We start from the raw sequence: 20,465 nt of genomic DNA, 5'->3' as shown, positions 1-20,465 counted from the left end.
GCGGCGTCGGCCAAGTGCGCGTCGGCTGGCCTGGCGAATCCAGAGCGTCGGCCTCGGCGGGACAAACCCGCGCCGCCGACCCTCGTTGGCGTTCGCAGGCAGACTCGATCCCGCAATCACCGCTGACCAAACGCGCGTCCGCGGGTCTGGCGGGAGCCGGGTAACTCCGGCGCGTCGGCCTCGGCGAGACAAACCCGCGCCATCAACCATCGCTGGCGTTATGCGCCCTCGATGCAGGGCGTGCGGCGCGGACCGGCCCGTGTTCCCACGATGCGGGCCCGTTCGCCCCGCACGCCGGCCGCCGGGGCGCGCGTCGGTGCCCGAGCGCACTTGGGCGCGCGTGCACCGGCGGCCTCCGGCCGGGGTCGTGCCGCCCGGGGGAAAGCGGCGCGGGCCCGGCCGGGGCCTCGGCGGGTTACTTCGTGACGATCTTCTGGCCGACCAGGATCAGGTTGGCGTCGGGGATGTACTTCGCGTTCAGCTGCTGCAGGTGCTGCCATCCGCCGTCGACGTCGAGGTTCTTCGCGATGCCGGACAGGGTGTCGCCGGCGACGACGGTGTAGCTGCCGTCCGGGTTCGAGGCAGGCGCGGCGTGCTTCGGCGCGGACTTGACCGTCGCCTCGGCCTTGACCTCGACCTTCGGCGTCGCGGCCGCGGCCTCGACCTCGGCGGAACCGCCGGAGGTGTCGCCGCCGAAGTCCGCGTAGCTCGCCGGGCCGGAACCGCCGCGGCACTGCCACGGGGCGGAGCCCTGCTTCGCGTAGATCCGGTCCGCGACGATCTGCTGCTGCGCGGGCGTGGCCTTGTCGGCCGTCGGGGCGAACTGGCCGCCGCCGTTCGCCAGCCACGTCTTCGTGACGATCTGGAACAGGCCGGCGGGGCGGCCCGCGCGCTGGCCCGCCGCGGTGTTGTTGACCGCGGTCGGGTTGCCGCTGCTCTCGCACTTGACGATGCCGGCCTGCCCCGGGAAGGCGTTGGCCGTGCCGGCCCCGGCGAGGCCGATGCCGCCGAGGGTGGCGCCCGCGAGAGCCGCGGTCGCACCGGTGCGCTGGAGAACTGTTTTCGTTTTGCTGGGTTTGCTGTGCCGTCCCACGGTGGGTGGGCTCCTTCGCTGTCCACGCCGCACCACCGTCCTCGCGCCCGATCTGGGCAGCGAGCCGCGACGGTGCGCGGCGGCTTCCGGGTCGCTGATCCTCGGGGTAGATCGCAGGTCACCGCGAAAGCTCGAGAAGATTACGAAACGGAAACAGCAGGTGTACAGAGTCAGTGGGATCGGCCACAGATCGCCTCGGCGCGTAGCAGTCAGGCGACGGTGCGTCATGCCTGTGACGGGCCACTTGGTGAGTCAATCACGGCTCAACCGCAACGTTCCTTCACTAGACCAATGCGTGAATCAAGGCAAAACCAGCACCATTGGTAATTTTCCTTCTATAAGTATAGTTAGGCATCTTCATGCATTATCGTTATTACGGTCTAGATCAACGCGCCTCCGCGGATCTCGTTCACCCCCATTACGAGCCTCGATCCGGCCGCGCAGATTCCGCCAGACCAGGCCCGCTCCCCCGGACGCACCCGCGCCCGCCATCCGCCGCCGCCGCGGTCTGGACCACCGCCGCCGCCGCCGTCCCGCCGAACCCGGCCACTGAAACCGCCGTCCGCCGCCCGTCCTCGACGGAAACAGCATCCGCACCCCAACCTCGACGGCGAAAAGGCCGGAAACCTCGGCATTTTCCTCATCCGCCATATCCCGCGGCCACCCAGAAACCATCGCGTCCCGCGATCCTCCTCCCCTGATTCACACACCGGAAACGGAAGGTGAATATTCACGTCCCGTTTCGCGTCACCGCGAACACCGTTGCCGATTCAGTCCATCAGCCCAGCACGGCGAACTCCGCGAAATCGCCGCGTTCACTCTCCTGGCGCATTGCCTTGCCTCATCCCGGCCGATTCTTTCCTTTCCGGAACCGGGTGCCGTCCGCCGCCGGACAACGCGTCGTTCCGCCAACGACGGCTGCGCTACGCTGTGCCCCCCGGTATTCCAGGAAGGCGACCCCGGGGAGGGCCGCGCCGAACGCGACCCTCTCCTGCCTCTGCCCGCACCCGCCGTTTTCCTCGCCGCCGTCCCTTTTCCGACGGTGCGCGAATCCCTGCGAAAAGGAGGAGAAGCGCATGACGGACGCTCCGCGCGCCGTCCGCGGAACGCATCTCCGGACCGGAACCGGAGCATTCTGCCCCGGGCAAGGAAAAGCGAGAACCACTGCTCCGTTTGTTCGGGAAAAAGTGCGCCCGGTGGCCCCCGCCGGCACCGAGCGGGAACGGTCCATCCCGAACGCCCTTTTCGGAGGAAAGACCGCCGCGGACCGGGGCGGTCTCCCGGCGGCCGGGTCCGGCCGCGCCACCACCACTGCCAGGGGAGAACAGGCCAGATGACCATCCTCGCGCATCCCGCGCCGCTCACCGGTCCCGCTGTCCACTGCGATCTGCCCGGCCCGCGCTCGGCCGAATACCTCGCCCGGCAGGACCGCCGGGAACCGAACGCCCGCGGCGGCCCGCGGCGGCTGCCGATCGCGATCACCGAGGGTTCGGGCAGTTTCGTGCGCGACGCCGACGGCAACGTCTTCATCGACTTCCTCGCCGGGGCGGGCGTGCTCTCCCTCGGGCACAACCATCCCGAACTGGTCGCGGCGATGACCGCGCAGCTGAGCAAGCTGACCCACGCGCTCGACTTCGCGACCCCGGTCAAGGACGAGTTCTCCGAAGCCCAGTTCGCGATGCTGCCCGAGGCGCTGCGCTCGAGGATGAAACTGCACTTCTGCGGGCCGGCCGGGACCAACGCGGTCGAGGCCGCGCTGAAGCTGTGCAAGACCGCGACCGGACGCGGCGGCGTCGTGTCCTTCCAGGGCCGGTTCCACCGCAGCGCGCACGCCGCGCTCGGCCTGACCGGGCCGGCCGGACGGCGGCCTCGCCCGGGCGCGCTGCCCGGCACCCAGTACCCGCCGTACTCCTCGTGCCCCCGCTGCCCGGCCGGACCCGATGCCGACACCTGCGCGGCGACCTGCCCGGACCTGATCGAACGCTCGCTGCACGAATCCGGCGACGGCCTCCCGCTGCCCGCCGCGGTACTGCTCGAACTGGTGCAGGGCGAGGGCGGCGTGGTCCCGGCCCGGGCGGATTTCGTGCACCGGGTGCGCGAGCTGACCCGGGAACTGGGCATCCCGCTGATCGTCGACGAACTGCGGACCGGCTGCGGCCGGACCGGGACCTGGTTCGCCTTCGAGCGCTACGGCATCGAACCCGACGTGATCGTCGCGTCCAAAGCACTCAGCGGAATCGGCTCGCCAGTCTCGCTGATCATCTACGACGAACGCCTCGACAACTGGGCCCCTCGCGCGCACGGCACCCCCCTCGGCAATCAGCTCGCCTTCGCCGCGGGCGCGCGGGCGATCGAGGTCGTCAACCGCGACAGCGTGCTGGACAACGTCGTCGAACGCGGACACCAGTTCGAAGAGCTGCTTTCCCCGCTGGCCAGCCACCCGTGGGTGACGGACGTGCGCGGCACCGGGCTGATGTGGGGCATCGAACTCGCCGACCCGCGCACCGGCGCGCCCGCGTCGGAACTCGCGCTGGCCGTGCGAAACCACGCGTTGCGGCGCGGGCTCATCGTCGAAGTGGGCGGACGCGGCGACAGCGTGGTGCGGTTGCTGCCACCGCTCAACGTCACCGCGGACGTCGTGCGGACGGCCGCCGGAATCCTGTTGGCCGCGCTCGACACCGCGACCCGCGAGGCGCGCTGATACTCGGTCGACAGGGCCTTTCCTGGCGCGCAAGATCACCAGACGTGACCGACCTCGCCGCCATGCCGCTCGCCGGTGCCCAGCTGTCCGAAGCCCAGCCCGCCGACGCCGCTGAACTCCTGGTGCTGCAACGGTGCTGCTGGGTCCCGGAGGCGATCCTCAATGACACCTTCGATGTCCCCGCCCTGCACGAGGACCTCGACACCGTGCGCGGCTGGATCGAGGCCAGTCGCGTGTGGACAGTCCGGGTCGGCGGACGGCTCGTCGCGGCGGTGCGCGCCCACCTGGAGGAGGACCGCTGGGAGATCAGCCGCCTGATGGTGGCTCCGGATCTCACTGGACAGGGCGTCGGACGGTGGTTGCTGAGCTACGCCGAGCAGCAGGCCCCGCCCGAGGCCACGAGTCTGGTGCTGTACACCGGAGCGGGCAGCGAGCGGAACCTGACGATGTACCGCCGCGCCGGGTACGAAGTGGCCGAACCGCCCGCGAACACGCTCGGGAAGCACATTCGCGGGGCGGTTTTCCTGACGAAGAAGACTTAAGGTTTCGCTTTACGCAGCAACGCAACCCCGCCGATCGCCGTCCATCCCGCCGCGCCCGGCAACGGAATCGAGGCCAGGGACCGCGACCTCAAACGGTCCGCACCGGGAAACCGTGTCGTCGCGCGACCAGGACCACCGTCAGCACCGGCACCATCAGCACCAGCACTGCCCACGGAAACGACGCGCTGCCCGCCGCGTCGAGCAGCACCCCTCCGACGACGCCGCCGGCGGCCATTGCGGCGTTCCACAGCGTCACGAGCATTGCCTGGACCGGGTCCGCAGACTCGCCGCCCGCGTCTCCGGCCGCAGTTTGCAGCAGGGTCGGCACTCCGCCCCAGCCGAGGCCCCACAGCGCGGCGGCCGCGTACACCAGCGCGGGCTCGGTCGCGAGCAGTGCCGCGGCGACGGCGACCAGCAGTGAGCTGACGACCATCAACAGCCTCAGCCGCCGGTGGATCTGCGCGCCGACGATCCAGATGCTCGCGATCGAGGCGAGCCCGAAGGTCAGCAGGACCAGGCCGGTGTCGTCGCCCATGCCCAGGCCGGTGAGGAAGGTGGCGAGGTAGGCGTACAACACGGTGTGCGCCAGCACGAACACCAGAGTGACGAACAGGACCGCCGCGACTCCGGGGATCCGCAGCGCGGGCAGCATCTTCGGGCGCGCTCCCCCGGGCTGTCCGGGGAAGTCCGGCACGGCCGCGCCGATCCAGGCCAGCAACACCAGCGTGAGCACGGTCATGGCGAGGAACGCGGTACGCCAGCAGGCGAGCTGGCCGACGAACGTCCCGGCGGGCACGCCGAGGCACAACGCGACGGGGATACCCGCCATGGCGATCGCGATCGCACGGCCCTGCAAAGCGGGAGCGACGAGGCGTCGGGCGTACCCGGCCAGCAGCGCCCACGCGAGACCGGCCGCGACCCCGGCGACGAACCGCGCGACCATCGTCAGGCTGTACTCCGACGAGACGGCCGTGACGGTGTTGGCCAGGGCGAATCCGGCCATCGAGGTCAGCAGCAACCGTTTGCGCCGCCAGCCGGAGGTGGCCGCGGAGAGCGGGATCGCGGTCAGCACGGTGCCCAGCGCGTAGACCGTGACGGTCTGCCCGGTCGCGGATTCGCTGACGCCGAGCGAGCCGCTCATCGCGGGCAGCAGACCGGCGGGCAGCGTCTCGGTGAGGCTGGTGATGAACACCGCGGTGGCGAGGGACAGGAGCGCGAAAAGCGGAAGCCGCCCGGTGGGAGCGACGGTGGCTGAGGTGGAGCTCATGCGCCCACAGTGCGGACCGGGCCTTCGGGAATGCTTACGATCGACTGACGGTGGCCTGATGACGCGACGGGAGCGACGCATGCGGTTCGGCGTACTCGGCCCGCTCGCCGTCTGGGATGAGACAGGCGCTCCGGCCACCGTGCCCGAAGCAAAAGTGCGCGCGCTGCTCGCGACGCTCCTGGCCAACGACGGCGGACCGGTCACCGCGGACCGTCTCATCGAAGATCTCTGGGGCGATCACCCGCCCGGCAAACCGGCGGGCGCGTTGCAGGCCAAGGTGTCGCAACTGCGCCGGATCGTCGGCCGAGACGGCGTCGAGCGGCAACCGGCGGGCTACCGGCTGCGGATCGACCACTCCGATGCCGCCCAGTTCCGCGACCTGGTCACGCAGGCACGCGCGACGGCGGACCCCCGAACGCGGGCGGCGCGCCTCGCCGAAGCCCTGGACCTGTGGCGCGGCGAGGCGTTCGCCGACTTCGCCGACGAGGAGTTCGCGCGATCGGCCGCCCACCGGTTGTCCGAACTACGCCTGGCCGCGGTGGAAGAACGAGCCAAAGCCCAGGTCGAAGCCGGTGACTACTCCCCCGCGGACGATCTGGCGGACGTCATCGCGCAGCATCCGCTCCGGGAAGGCCTGCGAGCAGCGCGGATGCGCGCGCTGTACTTGCGCGGACGGCAGAGCGAAGCCCTTGCGTCCTATACGGATCTCCGCACCCGGCTCGCCGAGGAACTGGGCGTCGACCCGAGCCCGGAGCTGCGCGCGCTGTACGAATCTCTGCTTCGCCAGGACCCCGGCCTGGCTGCGGAGCCACGCGGCAATCTGCCCCGGCCGTTGACCCCGTTGATCGGCCGGGAAGACGCGCTCGCCCGGTTAGCGGGACTGTCGGCCAGGCTGGTGACGCTGACCGGGCCGGGCGGGGTCGGCAAGTCGCGGCTGGCGATTGCCGCGGCCGGACTCGGCGAGTTCCCGGACGGCGTGTGGCTGGTCGAATTCGCGGGCGTGCGCGGCTCCGCCGCCGACCTCGCCGAAGCAGTCGCCGCCGTGCTCGGAATCCGTGACTCGGCCGACTCCGCCTCGCCGATCCACCGGCTCGCCGCCGCCCTGCGCGACCGGCGGACGCTGCTCGTCCTGGACAATTGCGAGCACGTCGTCGAAGCCGCCGCCGAACTCGCCGAAACGCTCCTCCGTACCACCCGTGACCTGCGTATTCTCGCGACCAGCCAGGAACCCCTCGGGCTGCCGGGCGAGACCGTGTTCGCAGTGGAACCGCTGCCGCCCGCGGACGCGGTGCGGCTGTTCACCGAACGCGCCGCCGCGTCCGCCCCGGATTTCGCCGGCGATCCCGACGCGATCGCCGAAATCTGCCGTCGCCTGGACGGCCTTCCGCTCGCGCTGGAACTCGCGGCCACCCGGGTACGCGGCTTGGGCGTGCGAGAGCTGGCGGCCCGGCTCAACGACCGGTTCGCCGTCCTGACCCGGGGGTCGCGCGGCGCTCCGGCGCGGCAGCAGACCTTGCGCGCGGTACTCGACTGGAGCTGGGACCTGCTCAGCGAGCCGGAGCGGACCGTCCTCAGCAGACTGGCCGTCCACCGCGACAGTTTCGACCTCGCCGCCGCCGAAGCCGTCTGCGCGGGAGACGGCGACGTGGTCGACCTCGTGCTCCGGCTGGTCGACCGGTCGCTGGTGTCCGTCACGCACGGGCCGACCGGGGTCCGGTATCGGCTGCTGGAATCCGTTGCCGCGTATGCCGTCGAACGGCTCGCGGATCCTGCCGCCACGCGCAGCCGGCACCTGCGCCACTACCTGGAAATCGCCGAGAACGCCCGATTGCACGGTGCCGAGCAACGGGCTTGGCTCATCCGGCTGGATGCCGAAGCGGGCAACCTGCGCGCGGCATTGGACGAGGCGATCTGCCGGTCGTCCCCCGAGGCGGTGCGGCTCGCGACCGCGCTGTCCTGGTGGTGGCTGCTGCGCGGCAGGCTCACCGAAGGCCGCCGGATGCTGTCCGCTGTTTCCCGGGTCGCCGGACCGGATCCGGACCTCACTGTCCTCAATGGATCGTTCGCCCTGCTGACCGGCGGACAACCGCCGCCCGATTCCCCGGACACCGTCCGTGCGCTGTGGCTGCGCGCCTACAGTCTGTTCAGCGTCGGCGATCTCGCCGCCAGTCACGAGGTGAACGCACGTGCCCTCGCCCTCGCGACCGCCGAGGACGACGAATGGGGCGTCGCCGCCGCGCTCGGCCTCCGCGCGATGCTCGGCCTGGTCCGCGGGGACCTCGCCGGACTCGGCCGGGACGGTCTGCGCAGCGCCGGGATCTTCCGCCGCCTCGGCGACCGCTGGGGCGAAATGCAGACCATCCCGCCGCTGGCCGCGCTCGCCGAAATCAAGGGCGACTACGCCGAAGCCGCGCGCCGCCAGCATGAAGGACTCGCCATCGCGCGCGAACTGGACCTGCAGGCGGAAGTCTCGGCGAGGCTGTCCGGCCTCGGCCGCCTGGCGCTGCTCGAACGCGACTGGCCGCGAGCCCGCGACCTGCACGAACAAGCCCTCCGCATCGCGGCCGACCACGGCTATACCTACGGCCGGATCCACGCCGAAATGGGCCTCGCGCTGGGTGCCCGCCGCTCCGGCGATCTCGACGCCGCCGAACAGCGCCTCACGCGCATCCGCGACGAATACCGCGGCTTGTCCTCGACGGCGGGCGACCATTTGCTGTACGCGGAACTCGGTTTCGTCGCCGAACTCCGGGGTGACGTGGTTCAGGCGAGGAAATATCACCTGCAGGGCTTGGAATACGCGCGGATGCTTGACGAGCCGCGTGCGTTCGCGCTGTCGCTGGAGGGGCTGGCGGGCACGGTGGCTCCGGAATCCGCCGCGCTGCTGCTCGGTGCCGCGGACGCGGCGCGGCGCAGTGTCGACGCGCCCCTTCCCGCCGCGGAACGAGGTGACGTGGACCGGATTACCGAAGCGGCACAAGCGGTTCTCGGCTCCGGCTTCGCCAGCATATTCGAGCGCGGTGCCCGGTTGTCGGTCGAAGACGCAATCAGACTGGTCTCCTGAGCGAGATGTCCACATAGGACCACCCCAGCCTGGTGCCGTCGTCACCAGGACAACCGCCGCCTAGCTCCCCGGCCCGCGCCGCCGCACTCTGGGCACCAGGGCCGCACCATGGCGGCCGGACTGGAGCGAATCCCGTGAAAGCACTGCACATCACCGCCTTCGGCACCGAAGCCACCCTCGCGGACCTCCCGGCCCCCGTGCCCAGGCCCGGCCAGGTCGTGGTCGATGTCGTGGCGGCGGCGGCCAACCCGCTCGACCTCAAAATCGCGTCCTGAGCCATGCACGACTACTTTCCCGCCGCCCTCCCATACATCCTCGGCACCGATTTCTCCGGACGCGTCGCCACTCCAGGCACCGGCTGGCAGCTCGGCGATCCGGTCATCGGCCGTCTCGATCCCGTCGACGGCGGCGCGTTCGCCGAGCAGCTCGTGATCGACGCGGCGGACCTGGTCCCCGCGCCGTCCGGCATCGGCCTGGAAACCGCGGCCGGGATCCCCACCGCCGCCGCGACCGCGTGGCAGGCGCTGGTCGAGGTCGCGAACGTCCGCCGAGGACAGACCGTTCTCGTGCACGCCGCGGCCGGAGGCGTGGGCAGCTTCGCGGTCCAGATCGCCCGGCGGCTCGGCGCGCGGGTCGTCGCGACCGCGTCCGGTGACGGCGTCGCCATCGCGGAGAAGCTCGGCGCGGACCAGGTTCTCGACTACCGCGAGGTCGCCTTCGACAGCCGGCTCGACGGAATCGACGTCGTGCTCGACACCGTCGGCGGCGAGGTCAGGGCCCGATCGCAGCAGGTCCTGAAGCCAGGCGGGCTGCTCGTGACCACGCCCGCCCCGGCGGAGGGCGCGACCTTCGTCTTCCACAGCTCGGACGCGGCCCGGCTGGCGAAGGTGGCGGAACTAGGGGTCGAGGTGCTCGTCGACCGCACGTATCCGCTGGCAGACGGCGCGCAGGCGCTCGCCTACCTCGGCGAAGGCCACGCCCGGGGCAAGGTCCTGCTCAGCGTCGCTTGAGTGGTGCTGACGACGCCTGGCTGCGGCCGATCACGCGGAGGCATAGTGACGGTATGGACCTGCGCGAACTAGGCGGCTACCTCAAATCGCGGCGAGACCGGATCAGCCCGGCGGACGTCGGCCTCTCCGCCGGGCCGCGCCGCCGGGTGGCCGGGCTGCGCCGCGACGAAGTCGCCACCCTGGCGCGCGCTTCGGTGGACTACTACGTGCAGCTGGAGCAGGGCCGCGGCACCCAGCCGTCCGAGCAGATGCTCGCCGCGCTGGCCCGCGCGCTGCGGCTGACCAGCGACGAACGCGACCACCTCTACCATCTGGCGGGCCGCCCGCTCCCGCCCGCGTCAAGCGGCAACGCGCACGTCCAGCCCGCCCTGCTCAGCCTCCTCGAACAGCTGACCGCGACGCCGGCGCAGGTCATGACCGACCTCAGCGTCCCGCTCGTGCAGAACCGGCTCGCCGAGGCGCTGCTCGGCGCCGCGGCGCCCGGGGACGGCGTCCAGGCCAGCTTCGTCTACCAGTGGTTCACGGATCCCGCCGCCCGCGAGCGGTACCACCCGGACGAACACGAGCACCAATCGCGCGTCTTCGTCGCCGACCTGCGCGCCGCGATCGCCAAACGCGGCCGCGACGCGCTGGCCGACGAACTCCTCACGACGCTGCTGGCCCGCAGCGAGGAATTCGCGCACCTCTGGGACCAACGCGAGGTCGCCGTCCGGCGCGCGGACCGCAAACGGCTCGTGCACCCGGCGCTCGGCGTCCTCGAACTCGACTGCATGAACCTGCTCAGCGAGGACGGCGGCCAGCGCCTCCTGTGGTTCACCGCCCCGCCGGGCAGCGACCACCTGGAGCTGCTGGCCGCCGTCGGCACCCAGGACCTCGCACCCCGCTAGTCCACTATGGACGCACGGCCAGGACGAGCTTCCCCATCGCCTTGCGGTTTTCGATGGCCTCCAACGCCTCGCGTACCTCGGCCAGCGGGTAACTCCCGCCCAGCGGCGGCACAATCGCGCCCTCCGCCAGCTTCGGCAGCAGTTCCGCCCACTGCCCCTGCAGGTATCCCGGCCGCGGCAGCGCGTACGCGCCCCACCCGACGCCCACGACGTCCAAGTTGTTGAGCAGCAACCGGTTCACCTTCACCTCGGGGATCGACCCGCCGGTGAATCCGATGACCAGCATCCGCCCGTCCGCGGCGAGGCAGCGCAGGGAATCGGTGAACCGGTCGCCGCCGACGACGTCCGCGATCACGTCGACGCCGCGGCCGCCGGTCGACGCTTTCACCGCGTCCTTGAAGCCGTCCGCCAGCACGTATTCGTCCGCCCCTGCCGCGACCGCCGTCTCGCCCTTCTCCGGCGTCGACACCACGCCGAGCACCTTGCCCGCGCCGAACGCCTTCGCGACCTGGATGACCGCCGTCCCCACGCCGCCGGCCGCGCCGTGCACGAGCACGGTCTCGCCCGCTGCCATCCGGCCGCGCCGGCACAGCGCGAAATGCGCGGTCAGGTAGTTGAACGGAATCGCCGCGGCCTGGTCGAAGCCGAGGTCGTCCGGAATCGGGAACACCGCGTCCGCCGCGCACGCGACCTGCTCCGCGAACCCGCCCAGGAACGGCAGCGCCGCGACCCGGTCCCCGGCCTTGACCGCCGCGCCGTCCGGAGCCTGCGCCACGATCCCCGCGACCTCCGCGCCCGGGATGAACGGCAGCTCCGGTTTCACCTGGTACAGCCCGCGCGTCTGCAGCAGATCCGGGAACGCCACCCCGGCCGCGTGCACGTCGATCAGCACCTGGTCGTGCGCGCGCGAAGGCGCGCCGGCCTCGACCACGGAAACGGTCGACGGGCCTTCGAGATCCTTGATGTGTACGGCTTTCATGCGTTTCTCCTGGTTCACAGCGCGGAGAGGATGTCGTTGACCCGGTCCTTGGCGTCGCCGAAGAGCATCGCCGAGTTCTCGCGGAAGAACAGCGGGTTCTGCACGCCCGCGTACCCGGAGGCCATGGAACGCTTGAAGACCACGACGTTCTCCGCTTCCCACACCGTCAGCACCGGCATGCCCGCGATCGGGCTGCCCGGGTCTTCGGCGGCGGCCGGGTTGACGGTGTCGTTGGCGCCGATCACCAAAACGACGTCGGTGTCGGCGAAATCGTCGTTGATCTCGTCCAGCTCGAGCACGATGTCGTAGGGCACCTTCGCCTCGGCCAGCAGCACGTTCATGTGGCCGGGCAGGCGTCCGGCGACCGGGTGGATGCCGAAGCGGACGTCGATGCCCTTGTCGCGCAGTTTCCGGGTCAGCTCCGCCACCCCGTACTGCGCCTGCGCGACCGCCATCCCGTACCCCGGCGTGATGATCACCTTCGAAGCGGCCGTCAGCAGTTCCGCCGCGCCTTCCGCGGTGATTTCCCGGTGCTCGCCGTAATCCTTGTCCCCCGACGGCCCGGCCTCGATCCCGAACCCGCCCGCGATCACCGAGATGAACGACCGGTTCATCGCCTTGCACATGATGTAGGAGAGGTACGCACCGGACGAGCCGACGAGCGCGCCGGTGATGATCAGGAGGTCGTTCTCCAGCAGGAACCCCGACGCCGCCGCGGCCCAGCCGCTGTAGCTGTTCAGCATCGACACGACCACCGGCATGTCCCCGCCGCCGATCGAGGCGACCAGATGCCACCCCAGCGCCAGCGCGAGCACGGTGACCACGACCAGCAGCCACAGGTGCGGGCTGACGACGAACCACGCGGTGAACGCGACGAACAGCACCAAAGCGCCGAGGTTCAGGAAGTTCTTGCCCGGCAGCATCAACGGCGCGGATTTCATCTTCGCCGACAGCTTCAGGTTCGCCACGATCGACCCGGTGAACGTCACCGCGCCGATGAACACGCCGATGAACACCTCGGCGTGGTGGATCCCCAGCGTCCCCAGCGTTTCCAGGTGCCGCGACTCGACGCCGGAGGGGTCGCATTCCACCTGCAGGTAGCCGTTCCAGCCCACCAGCACCGCGGCGAGACCGACGAACGAATGCAGCAGGGCGATCAGCTCGGGCATCCCGGTCATCTCGACCACCGCCGCCCGGCGCAACCCGATCCCGGCGCCGATCACCATCGCGATGATCAGCAACGCGATCGAGGTGCCGGTGATCTCCCCGGACACCGCCTGCGCGATGGTCGCGATCAGCGCGACGACCATCCCGGCCATGCCGAAGTAGTTTCCGACCCGCGCGGTCTCGTGCCGGGACAGCCCGGCCAGCGCGAGAATGAACAACAGCCCGGCCACGATGTAGGCGGCCTGGCTCGCAGTGTGCACAGTCATCTGAAGGAGGCCTCTCGGGTCAGCTGCGGGAGAACATGGCGAGCATCCGGCGCGTCACCGCGAACCCGCCGAAAATGTTGATCGTCGCCAGCAATGTCGCCACCGCCGCCAGCACGACCACCACCGTGTTGCCGCTGACCAGGTTCAGCAGAGCCCCCACGACGATGATCCCGGAAATCGCGTTCGTCACCGACATCAACGGCGTGTGCAGCGCGTGGTGCACGTGCCCGATCACGTAGTAGCCGATCACGATCGCGAGCGCGAACACCGTCAGATGCGGCAGCAGCGCCGCCGGGGCCAGCGCCGCCAGCAGCAGGAACACCGCCGCGATCCCCAGCACGATCCCGAGCCTGCGGCCCGAGGACATCGGCTGTTTCTCCGGCTCTTCCTTCTTCTCCGGCGCCGCCGCGGGTTTCTGCGGGGCGGCGGAGACTTGCACCGGCGGTGGCGGCCACGTCAGCTCGCCGTTGCGCACCACCGTGATCGACCGGACCACCACGTCGTCGAAGTCGACCACGAGCCGGCCGTCCTTCTCCGGCGTCATCAGCTTCATCAGGTTCACCAGGTTGGTGCCGTAGAGCTGGGAGGCCTGCGCCGGAAGGCGGCCCGCGAGGTCGGTGTAGCCGAGAATCGTGACCCCGTTTTCGGTGACGATTTTTTCCCCGGCGACCGAGCCCTCGACGTTGCCGCCGTTCGCCGCGGCCATGTCCACGATGACCGAGCCCGCCTTCATCGACGCGACCATCTCCGCGGTGATGATCCGCGGCGCCGGACGGCCCGGGATCAACGCCGTCGTGACGATGATGTCGACCTCGCGGCACTGCGTCGCGTACAGCTCCTTCTCGCGCGCCTTGTAGTCCTCGCCCATCTCCTTCGCGTACCCCGTCGCCGAAACCTCGGCGTTCGGGTCCTCGATGGACAGATACTCCCCGCCCAGGCTCTTGACCTGATCTGCGACCTCCGGACGCGGGTCCGTCGCCCGCACGATCGCACCGAGGCTTCCCGCCGCGCCGATCGCGGCCAGCCCGGCCACACCCGCGCCCACGACCAGGACCTTCGCCGGAGCGACCTTCCCCGCCGCGGTCACCTGCCCGGTGAAGAACCGCCCGAACGTGTGCGCCGCCTCCACCACCGCGCGATACCCGGCGATGTTCGCCATCGAACTCAAGACGTCCAGCGACTGCGCGCGGCTGATCCGCGGCACCGCGTCCATCGCCAGCGCCGTGATCGGCCGCTTCGCCAGATCCTCGACCAGTTCCGGCTTCAACGCCGGAGCCAGCAGGCTCACCACGGTCGCCCCCGGCTTCACCGCGTCCAGCTGCTCCGACGAAGGAGCGTTCACCCCGAACACGATCTCCGCATCCGCGATCGGCCCGACCGTCGCGCCTGCCTCCGCGAAGGCCTCGTCGAAGAATCCCGACGCCAGCCCCGCGCCCGGCTCGACCGCCACCTCGTAACCCAGCCCGCGCAGCTTGCCCACCGTTTCCGGGGTCGCCGCGACGCGCGTCTCCCCCGGTTGGGCCTCCTTGAGCACCCCGATCAGCATGCCGCCTCCTTCCCGCTCGTTCGCGGAAGATCCGCCGGCCGGGCCCTGACGGCGTTTTGGGTCGCCACCTGGTCCGACTTCGCCCGCTTCAGGTACAGATGCGCTGGATACTCCCATGCCGCCCGGCCTCCGGCAGCCAACCGGAGGCCCTTTTTCGGCAGCGAGTGCGACGAGATCACGGTCATAGCCCTGGACGGCCGCGGCGGCCGGGTCGCGCGCACCGGCTCCCGGGCGACGGCACTGGGCCGGGAAACCGCCGACTACCCGGTTGAACCGCTTCGCCGGTCCCGGGCCTTCGTCGCCCCGGACGTGGCCACGGGGGCCGCTGCCGGATCGATCACGACGTCCATCGTGATGTCCGCCACTTGACAAGCGGACGCACCGGGTCAGCCGACTGGGCGGCGCACAGCCGGCTGCTCCGCTCGGAGCCCGCGGTCGCATAGCGGGTCAGCATGGCCGTCAGCTCGTCCTCGAACGCGGGCAGATCCAGCGGGTGATCAGCTTGTGCAGGAGCAGTTCCAGCGTGTTCCCCATGATCCGCGCCGCCAAGTCCACATGGGACACGTTCGTTTCCGGGGACCGCTCGATCAGCTCCGTCGAGCGCGGGGCCTTCTCGGTGTCGCCGCAGGGTTTCCGCGATTTTCGGCGAAACAGCAGCCATTCTTCGCTTCCCGGCCGAATACGACGGGATCCCCGCCGTCCGCACGGGAGTGCTTGCACTTCGCTATCACTTGTGGTCTCCTGGAAGCGCTTGCAGATGACAACCACTTCGAAGGGGAAGTCATGATCCGCCGAGTACTCGCCCAGTGCACCGTCTCCGAGCTCAAGCGCGCCGAGGAGTGGTACTCCGCGCTGTTCGATCGAGGTCCGGACGCCCGGCCGATGCCCGGCCTGCTGGAATGGCACCTCGGCGACACGTTCGGGCTGCAGGTGTGGTCCGAACCCGACCGCGCCGGGCGATCGACGGTCGTCTTCGAGGAGACGGATCTCGACGCGGCCGCCGCGCGGGCAACGAAGGCGGGCGTCCCCCATGACGGACCGCAACCCGGTGGCGGCGCGCGCATTCTGCCGCTGGCCGACCCGGACGGAAACCGCGTCGTCTTCAGCGGCAAGTGATCCGCTTCCCCTGCGGCCCGGGTTGACCGGCCGGACCGGACCGGCCTAGTCTCGCGACTAGAATGATCGCTCTAGTCGTGAGACCCGAGGAGGCCCGATGCCGCGCGTGGAGCTCTCCGCAGGGCCGATCGACTACACCGACACCGGCGGCGCCGGCCCGGTCCTGGTGTTCGGGCACGGTTTCCCGATGTCCCGCACGCAATGGCGCAAGGTCGTCCCGCTGCTCGACGGCTACCGCTGCCTCCTGCCCACGCTGCCGCTCGGCGCGCACCTCGCCCCGATGCGTCCCGACGCGGACCTGAGCCAGTTCGGCGTCGCGCGGCTGCTCGGCGAATTCCTCGCCGCACTCGACCTGCACGAAGCGACCATCGTGCTCAACGACTGGGGCGGCGGCCAATTCCTCGTCGCCGACGGGCTGGCACCGGCCGAGCACGCCGCCCGGGTCGGACGGCTCGCGCTCGTCGCCTGCGAGGCGTTCGACAACTTCCCGCCCAAACCCGCGCGGCCGGTCGTGAACCTGCTCCGGCTGCCCGGCGGGCCGTGGCTGCACGCCCAAGCCACCCGGACGTCGTTCTACCGGCACGCCAAGGCCGCGTACGGCGCGATGTGCGAAAGCCGTGTCCCAGACGACATTCTCGAAGGCTGGTTCGCCCCGGCGTTGCGGGACAAGGAAATTCGCCGGGACATGGTCAAATTCGCCACCGGAACCCCGCCGCGTCGGGTGCTGCTCGAATGGACCGAGCGGCTGCGGTCGTTCGACCGGCCGGTTCTGGTCGTCTGGACGGGCAAGGACCGGATGATGCCCGCCGACCACGGACGCAGGCTCGTCGACCTGTTCCCCGACAGCCGGTTGGTCGAGATCCCGGACAGCGGCACGCTGATCCCGGAAGACCAGCCGGAACGACTGGCCAAGGAACTGACCGCGTTTCTGACCGAAACCGGTGCGGTTCCGGGATAACCGGTCAGGCCGGAACAGCCAGCGGGAAGCGCACCCCGGTCAACTCCTCGGAGACCGTCCACAAACGACGCGCCACCTCGCCGTCCCGCGCTTTCGCCGACCGCCCCACGAGTTTCGGTTCCTCGCGGCTCGGCAGGAAACCGCGCGGGCCCGCGTAGCTGTTGCCGGGAAGGTCGGCCAGCGCGGCGTAAAGCGTCGGCAGAGCGCCTTGCGCGGGAGTTCGAGCGACCAGGCGAGTGACGAATTTCGCCAGCGAGGACACCACCGGCGTGTTGACCTTCAGGAGGTTCGTCGCCGCCGCGCCGGGATGCGCGGCGGTCGCCAGCACCGGAGAACCGGCTTCGGTCAGCCGCCGCTGGAGTTCGGCGGTGAACAGCAGATTCGCGAGTTTCGACTGCCCGTAGGCCGCCACCGCGTTGTACCGCCTGCGTTCCCAGTTCAGGTCGGCGAAATCGATCGAACCCGCGCGGTGCCCATTCGACGAAACCGTCACCACGCGGCCGCGGATCTGCCGCAGAAGCAGGTTCGTCAGCGCGAAATGACCGAGATGATTGGTCCCGAACTGCGATTCGAAGCCGTCCGCGGTGCGCGACAGCGGCGGGATCATGATGCCGGCGTTGTTGATCAGCAGATCGATCGGCTCGGTGAACTCCGCGGCGAACGCGCGGACCGACGCCAGGTCGGCGAGGTCGAGCCGGCGCACTTCGACGTCGCCGGGAAGCTGGTCGGCGACCTCGCGGCCGCTGCGCGGATTGCGCACCGCGAGCACCACCCGCGCGCCCTTGGCGGCCAGCACCGCGGCTGTCTCGCGGCCTAGTCCGCTGTTCGCACCGGTGATCACGGCGGTGCGGCCGTTCTGGTTTTCCACCTGAAGGTCCATGCCTTCAAAGTAGACAGCGACAACAATGTTGTCAACGGAAACATGCTGCTAGACTCGGCGGGTGCCCGACCAGCCCGAAGACCGCCCCTACCACCACGGCAGCCTCCGCACCGCCCTGCTCGACGCGGCCGAACGCGGATTGCGCGCGCACGGGGCCGATCAGTTGTCGCTGCGCGACCTGGCCAGGGAGATCGGCGTCAGCCACGCCGCGCCGCGCCGGCACTTCCCGGACCGGCAGGCGTTGCTCGACGCCCTCGCCGAAGCCGGGTTCGCCCGGCTGGACAACGCGCTGCGCACGGCATTGAAAACCGCGGACGATTTCCCGGGCCGCGTGCGCGCGGCAGCGAAGGCGTACACCCGCTTCGCCACCGACAACTCGGCGCTGCTCGAACTGATGTACACCAGCAAGCACCGCCCCGGCGCGCACCGGATCGTGCAGGCTGCCGAAGCGCCGTTCGGGCTGATGAACGACCTGGTGGTCGAAGGACAGGAGCAGGGCGCGTTGCAGGAGGGGCCGCCGGAGCGGATCGGGGTGGTGCTGTTCGCGACGCTGCAGGGAATCGCGACGCTGCGCAACGGCAACCTCGTTCCGCCGGAATTGCTCGACGGACTTGTGGACACCGCCGTCGAACAGTTCCTGCGCGGCGCTCGTCCGTAACGAAAACCGGTTGGCCGCGCGAATGCGGCGGACAATTGGATACCGTGGTCGGCATGGCTGACCAACGACCGCTCGGCTTGCGAGAACGCAAGAAGCTCGACACGCGCAAAGCGCTGAGCGATGCCGCAGTGGCGCTGATGTACGAGAGAGGTCCAGACAAAGTCGTCCGCGAGGACATCGCGGAGCGGGCCGGGGTGTCGCTGCGGACGTTCAGCAACTACTTCGCCACGAAATACGACGCGGTCGCCTACCGGCAGGAGCACCGGATCCGGCTCAGCGCGGAACTGCTGCGCCAGCGCCCCGCGGACGAACCGCTGTGGACCGCACTCGCCGAAGCGCTCATCGAACCGCTGCGCGTCGACGGAGTGCCGTACGGACAGCCCGCGTCCGACCAGCTCAGCGCGGTGCAGGCGTGGAGTGCGACGCCGGAAATGCGCACCGCATTGGCGCGCGTGGAAACCGACGATCTGGTCAAGGCGATCGCCGAACGCACCGGCACGCGGGCCGGCGAACTGTATCCGCAACTGGTGTCCGACGTCGCGATCGCGGCGATGACCACGGTGCTGAACCGGTTTCTGGACGAAAGCCTGGACAAGAACGTTCCGGCGACGTTGCGCGAGGTGTTCGCCGGAATCGCGCGGGGCCTGCCGCCACAGTGATCAGCGCCGGGACACCGCGGGCAGCAAGTTCTCCCTGCCGTGCGCGGCAAACTCGGCCCGCAGCCCGCGTCGGTCCTCAGCGGTGAGCAGCCGGTACGGACTGCTCCGGCTCGGCGCGTACCAGACCCGGTCGCCCTCCCAGCCCAGCGCGCGCAGGGGTGCCTTGTCCGCCTTGCCGCTGCCGGTGACCGGAACCTCGTCGATGATCCGCACGAACGTCGGACGCCATTTCGTACCGAGATCCGGTTGCTCGACAAGGAATTCGTCGAAATCGACCGGGTCGAACGCGGCATCCTCAGCGAGAACCACCGCCGCCATGAGTAAGTCGCCCGTCCGCGGGTCCGGCACGCCGTAGCAGTGCGCCGCCGCGAACGGCGGGTAGCGGCCCAGAATCCGCTCGACCGCGATGGTGCCGAAGTTCTCGCCGTCCACGCGGAGCCAATCCGCCGCCCGGCCCGCGAAGTACAGGTAGCCGTCGCGGTCGCGGTAGCCGAGGTCGCCGGTCCAGAAGTCCTCGCCGCCGAATTTCAGCCGTTCGGCCATCGCGGCGGGATTGCGGTAGTAGCCCTCGAACGTTTTCCCGCGCCCCACCGCGACGATCTCGCCGGTCGCTTCCTCGGCGTTCAGCAGCAGGCCGTTCTCGTCGAATTCCGCGAGCGGGCATTCCCGGTTGTCCTGATCGCGGATTTCCGCGCGCATTCCGGGCGCGGGCCTGCCCAGCGCGTTCGGCGGCCCGTCCGGGTCCGGCACGATGCGGATTCCGCCCTCGCTCGATCCGTAGCCTTCCCGCACTTCGCAGCCGAATCGACGGCCGAATTCGGCAGCCTCGCCCGGCGCGGCTTCCGAGCCGAAGGCGACCTCCAGCCGGGGGTCAGCGTCGGTCGGCTGCTCCGGCTGCGCGACGAGGTAGCTCAGCACCCGGCCGACGTAGTTGAAGTACGTCACGCCGTGCGCGCGCAGATCCGGGACGAACTGCGCCGCGGAGAACTTCCGCACCAGCACGATCGTCGCGCCGACCTTCGCCGCCGCGGCGAGGTTCATCATGATCGCGTGGCCGTGGAACAGCGGCAAGCACAGGTAGGTGACCGATTCGCGGTGCAGCGAGACGCGCTCGGCCAGCGCGTCCGTCAACCGGCCGAGACGGCCGTTGCCGCAGATCACCGCCTTGGGCGTACCGGTCGAGCCGGAGCTGAACAGCAGCAGGAGGATCGCCGCCGGATCCGGAATGTACGCGGGCAGGTCCGCGCCCGCGTGCTCGGCCAGCAGGTCCCGGTACTCCGCCGACTCCACGTCGAGAACCCGACGGACGGTCGGCAGCTCGAGACTCGCGACTTCCGCCCCGTAGAGCGGTTCGGTGAGCAGCACGTCGACGTCCGTGTGGCTGATGTCGGCCGCCAGTTCCGCGCCGCGCCGGGTGGAGTTGATGCCGACCAGGACGTCGCCGGTCACCGCGGCGGCGAGGATCCAGAACACGAAATCCGGGAGATTCTCCAGGAGCACCCCGACGTGCCGCTGCGTCCGGCCGGGCCCGGGATCGAAGGTGCGCAGCAGCGACGCCCGCACGGCGGCCTCGCGGACGATTTCGTCCCACGTCCAGCTTCGGCCCTCGAACCGCAGTCCTTCGTGCGCGTCCCCGCGCCGGGACCGGACGACTTCCGCGAACGTTTCCATC

17 protein-coding genes are annotated in these 20,465 nt (G+C 70.3%); 10 read left to right on the top strand and 7 right to left on the bottom strand.

The genetic code is table 11. The features are described from left to right. Positions 1-415: 415 nt before the first annotated feature. A complete protein-coding gene (locus tag ATK30_RS35955; protein WP_101439216.1) occupies positions 416-1,093 on the bottom strand; it encodes a LysM peptidoglycan-binding domain-containing protein in 678 nt (225 codons plus the stop codon). Positions 1,094-2,426: 1,333 nt separating this feature from the next. Between ATK30_RS35955 and ATK30_RS35950 the strand changes: the two genes are divergently transcribed. Continuing rightward, positions 2,427-3,794 carry an aspartate aminotransferase family protein gene (locus ATK30_RS35950; RefSeq protein WP_101439215.1) on the top strand — a complete coding sequence of 456 codons (1,368 nt, stop codon included), beginning with the start codon at positions 2,427-2,429 and terminating at the stop codon, positions 3,792-3,794. Positions 3,795-3,838: 44 nt separating this feature from the next. Then, complete coding sequence (locus tag ATK30_RS35945) at positions 3,839-4,336, top strand: GNAT family N-acetyltransferase (protein ID WP_101439214.1); 498 nt, start codon at positions 3,839-3,841, stop codon at positions 4,334-4,336. Between the two features lie 88 nt (positions 4,337-4,424). Here the strand turns inward: ATK30_RS35945 and ATK30_RS35940 are convergent, their stop codons facing one another. Continuing rightward, complete coding sequence (locus tag ATK30_RS35940; protein ID WP_101439213.1) at positions 4,425-5,603, bottom strand: MFS transporter; 1,179 nt, start codon at positions 5,601-5,603, stop codon at positions 4,425-4,427. Between the two features lie 58 nt (positions 5,604-5,661). Between ATK30_RS35940 and ATK30_RS35935 the strand changes: the two genes are divergently transcribed. The 4 genes from ATK30_RS35935 to ATK30_RS35925 all read left to right on the top strand — a co-directional run bounded on the left by ATK30_RS35935 (position 5,662) and on the right by ATK30_RS35925 (position 10,564). Beyond that, positions 5,662-8,667, top strand: coding sequence for an AfsR/SARP family transcriptional regulator (locus ATK30_RS35935; RefSeq protein WP_341867377.1), 3,006 nt, complete (start codon positions 5,662-5,664; stop codon positions 8,665-8,667). Positions 8,668-8,801: 134 nt separating this feature from the next. After that, positions 8,802-8,942, top strand: coding sequence for a hypothetical protein (locus ATK30_RS45815; protein ID WP_208637508.1), 141 nt, complete (start codon positions 8,802-8,804; stop codon positions 8,940-8,942). A gap of 3 nt (positions 8,943-8,945) precedes the next feature. Further along, a complete protein-coding gene (locus ATK30_RS35930) occupies positions 8,946-9,677 on the top strand; it encodes an NADP-dependent oxidoreductase (RefSeq protein ID WP_208637507.1) in 732 nt (243 codons plus the stop codon). Between the two features lie 53 nt (positions 9,678-9,730). Beyond that, positions 9,731-10,564, top strand: coding sequence for an MmyB family transcriptional regulator (locus ATK30_RS35925; RefSeq protein ID WP_101439211.1), 834 nt, complete (start codon positions 9,731-9,733; stop codon positions 10,562-10,564). A gap of 4 nt (positions 10,565-10,568) precedes the next feature. Here the strand turns inward: ATK30_RS35925 and ATK30_RS35920 are convergent, their stop codons facing one another. The 3 genes from ATK30_RS35920 to ATK30_RS35910 are packed head-to-tail and all read right to left on the bottom strand — an operon-like array spanning position 10,569 to position 14,522. Continuing rightward, entirely contained in the window at positions 10,569-11,543 is a 975-nt protein-coding gene (locus ATK30_RS35920) for an NADPH:quinone oxidoreductase family protein (protein WP_101439210.1), read from the bottom strand. A gap of 14 nt (positions 11,544-11,557) precedes the next feature. Next, positions 11,558-12,976 carry a Re/Si-specific NAD(P)(+) transhydrogenase subunit beta gene (pntB, locus tag ATK30_RS35915; RefSeq protein ID WP_101439209.1) on the bottom strand — a complete coding sequence of 473 codons (1,419 nt, stop codon included), beginning with the start codon at positions 12,974-12,976 and terminating at the stop codon, positions 11,558-11,560. Between the two features lie 19 nt (positions 12,977-12,995). Next, on the bottom strand, positions 12,996-14,522 hold the full coding sequence (locus tag ATK30_RS35910; RefSeq protein WP_101439208.1) for a Re/Si-specific NAD(P)(+) transhydrogenase subunit alpha: 1,527 nt from the start codon (positions 14,520-14,522) through the stop codon (positions 12,996-12,998). A 783-nt stretch (positions 14,523-15,305) separates the two neighbouring features. Here ATK30_RS35910 and ATK30_RS35905 point away from each other — a divergent pair. Continuing rightward, positions 15,306-15,638, top strand: a complete 333-nt coding sequence (locus ATK30_RS35905) for a VOC family protein (protein ID WP_101439207.1) — start codon at positions 15,306-15,308, stop codon at positions 15,636-15,638. 97 nt (positions 15,639-15,735) lie between these two features. After that, positions 15,736-16,596 (top strand): alpha/beta fold hydrolase, encoded by an 861-nt coding sequence (locus ATK30_RS35900; protein WP_101439206.1) that lies wholly within the window; start codon positions 15,736-15,738, stop codon positions 16,594-16,596. A gap of 4 nt (positions 16,597-16,600) precedes the next feature. Here the strand turns inward: ATK30_RS35900 and ATK30_RS35895 are convergent, their stop codons facing one another. Next, positions 16,601-17,476, bottom strand: a complete 876-nt coding sequence (locus ATK30_RS35895) for an oxidoreductase (RefSeq protein WP_101439205.1) — start codon at positions 17,474-17,476, stop codon at positions 16,601-16,603. A 61-nt stretch (positions 17,477-17,537) separates the two neighbouring features. Between ATK30_RS35895 and ATK30_RS35890 the strand changes: the two genes are divergently transcribed. Next, entirely contained in the window at positions 17,538-18,134 is a 597-nt protein-coding gene (locus ATK30_RS35890) for a TetR/AcrR family transcriptional regulator (RefSeq protein ID WP_101439204.1), read from the top strand. Between the two features lie 53 nt (positions 18,135-18,187). Continuing rightward, complete coding sequence (locus ATK30_RS35885) at positions 18,188-18,793, top strand: TetR/AcrR family transcriptional regulator (RefSeq protein WP_167442056.1); 606 nt, start codon at positions 18,188-18,190, stop codon at positions 18,791-18,793. Here the strand turns inward: ATK30_RS35885 and ATK30_RS35880 are convergent, their stop codons facing one another. Then, on the bottom strand, positions 18,794-20,464 hold the full coding sequence (locus ATK30_RS35880; protein WP_101439202.1) for an AMP-binding protein: 1,671 nt from the start codon (positions 20,462-20,464) through the stop codon (positions 18,794-18,796). It abuts the gene before it with no gap. Position 20,465 lies beyond the last annotated feature (1 nt).

Source organism: Amycolatopsis echigonensis (genome assembly GCF_002846615.1).
Taxonomy (GTDB): domain Bacteria; phylum Actinomycetota; class Actinomycetes; order Mycobacteriales; family Pseudonocardiaceae; genus Amycolatopsis; species Amycolatopsis echigonensis.
The sequence above is the reverse complement of the archived record's forward strand: the minus strand, read 5'-3'. Positions and strand labels throughout refer to the sequence as shown.

What these genes read in the sequence shown, in the direction of transcription:
- ATK30_RS35950 (WP_101439215.1), top strand. Translation starts at nt 2,427, where the DNA reads ATGACCATCCTCGCGCATCCCGCGCCGCTCACCGGTCCCGCTGTCCAC.
- ATK30_RS35940 (WP_101439213.1), bottom strand. Translation starts at nt 5,603, where the DNA reads ATGAGCTCCACCTCAGCCACCGTCGCTCCCACCGGGCGGCTTCCGCTT.
- ATK30_RS35935 (WP_341867377.1), top strand. Translation starts at nt 5,662, where the DNA reads ATGACGCGACGGGAGCGACGCATGCGGTTCGGCGTACTCGGCCCGCTC.
- ATK30_RS35930 (WP_208637507.1), top strand. Translation starts at nt 8,946, where the DNA reads ATGCACGACTACTTTCCCGCCGCCCTCCCATACATCCTCGGCACCGAT.
- ATK30_RS35925 (WP_101439211.1), top strand. Translation starts at nt 9,731, where the DNA reads ATGGACCTGCGCGAACTAGGCGGCTACCTCAAATCGCGGCGAGACCGG.
- ATK30_RS35920 (WP_101439210.1), bottom strand. Translation starts at nt 11,543, where the DNA reads ATGAAAGCCGTACACATCAAGGATCTCGAAGGCCCGTCGACCGTTTCC.
- pntB (WP_101439209.1), bottom strand. Translation starts at nt 12,976, where the DNA reads ATGACTGTGCACACTGCGAGCCAGGCCGCCTACATCGTGGCCGGGCTG.
- ATK30_RS35910 (WP_101439208.1), bottom strand. Translation starts at nt 14,522, where the DNA reads ATGCTGATCGGGGTGCTCAAGGAGGCCCAACCGGGGGAGACGCGCGTC.
- ATK30_RS35905 (WP_101439207.1), top strand. Translation starts at nt 15,306, where the DNA reads ATGATCCGCCGAGTACTCGCCCAGTGCACCGTCTCCGAGCTCAAGCGC.
- ATK30_RS35900 (WP_101439206.1), top strand. Translation starts at nt 15,736, where the DNA reads ATGCCGCGCGTGGAGCTCTCCGCAGGGCCGATCGACTACACCGACACC.
- ATK30_RS35895 (WP_101439205.1), bottom strand. Translation starts at nt 17,476, where the DNA reads ATGGACCTTCAGGTGGAAAACCAGAACGGCCGCACCGCCGTGATCACC.
- ATK30_RS35885 (WP_167442056.1), top strand. Translation starts at nt 18,188, where the DNA reads ATGGCTGACCAACGACCGCTCGGCTTGCGAGAACGCAAGAAGCTCGAC.
- ATK30_RS35880 (WP_101439202.1), bottom strand. Translation starts at nt 20,464, where the DNA reads ATGGAAACGTTCGCGGAAGTCGTCCGGTCCCGGCGCGGGGACGCGCAC.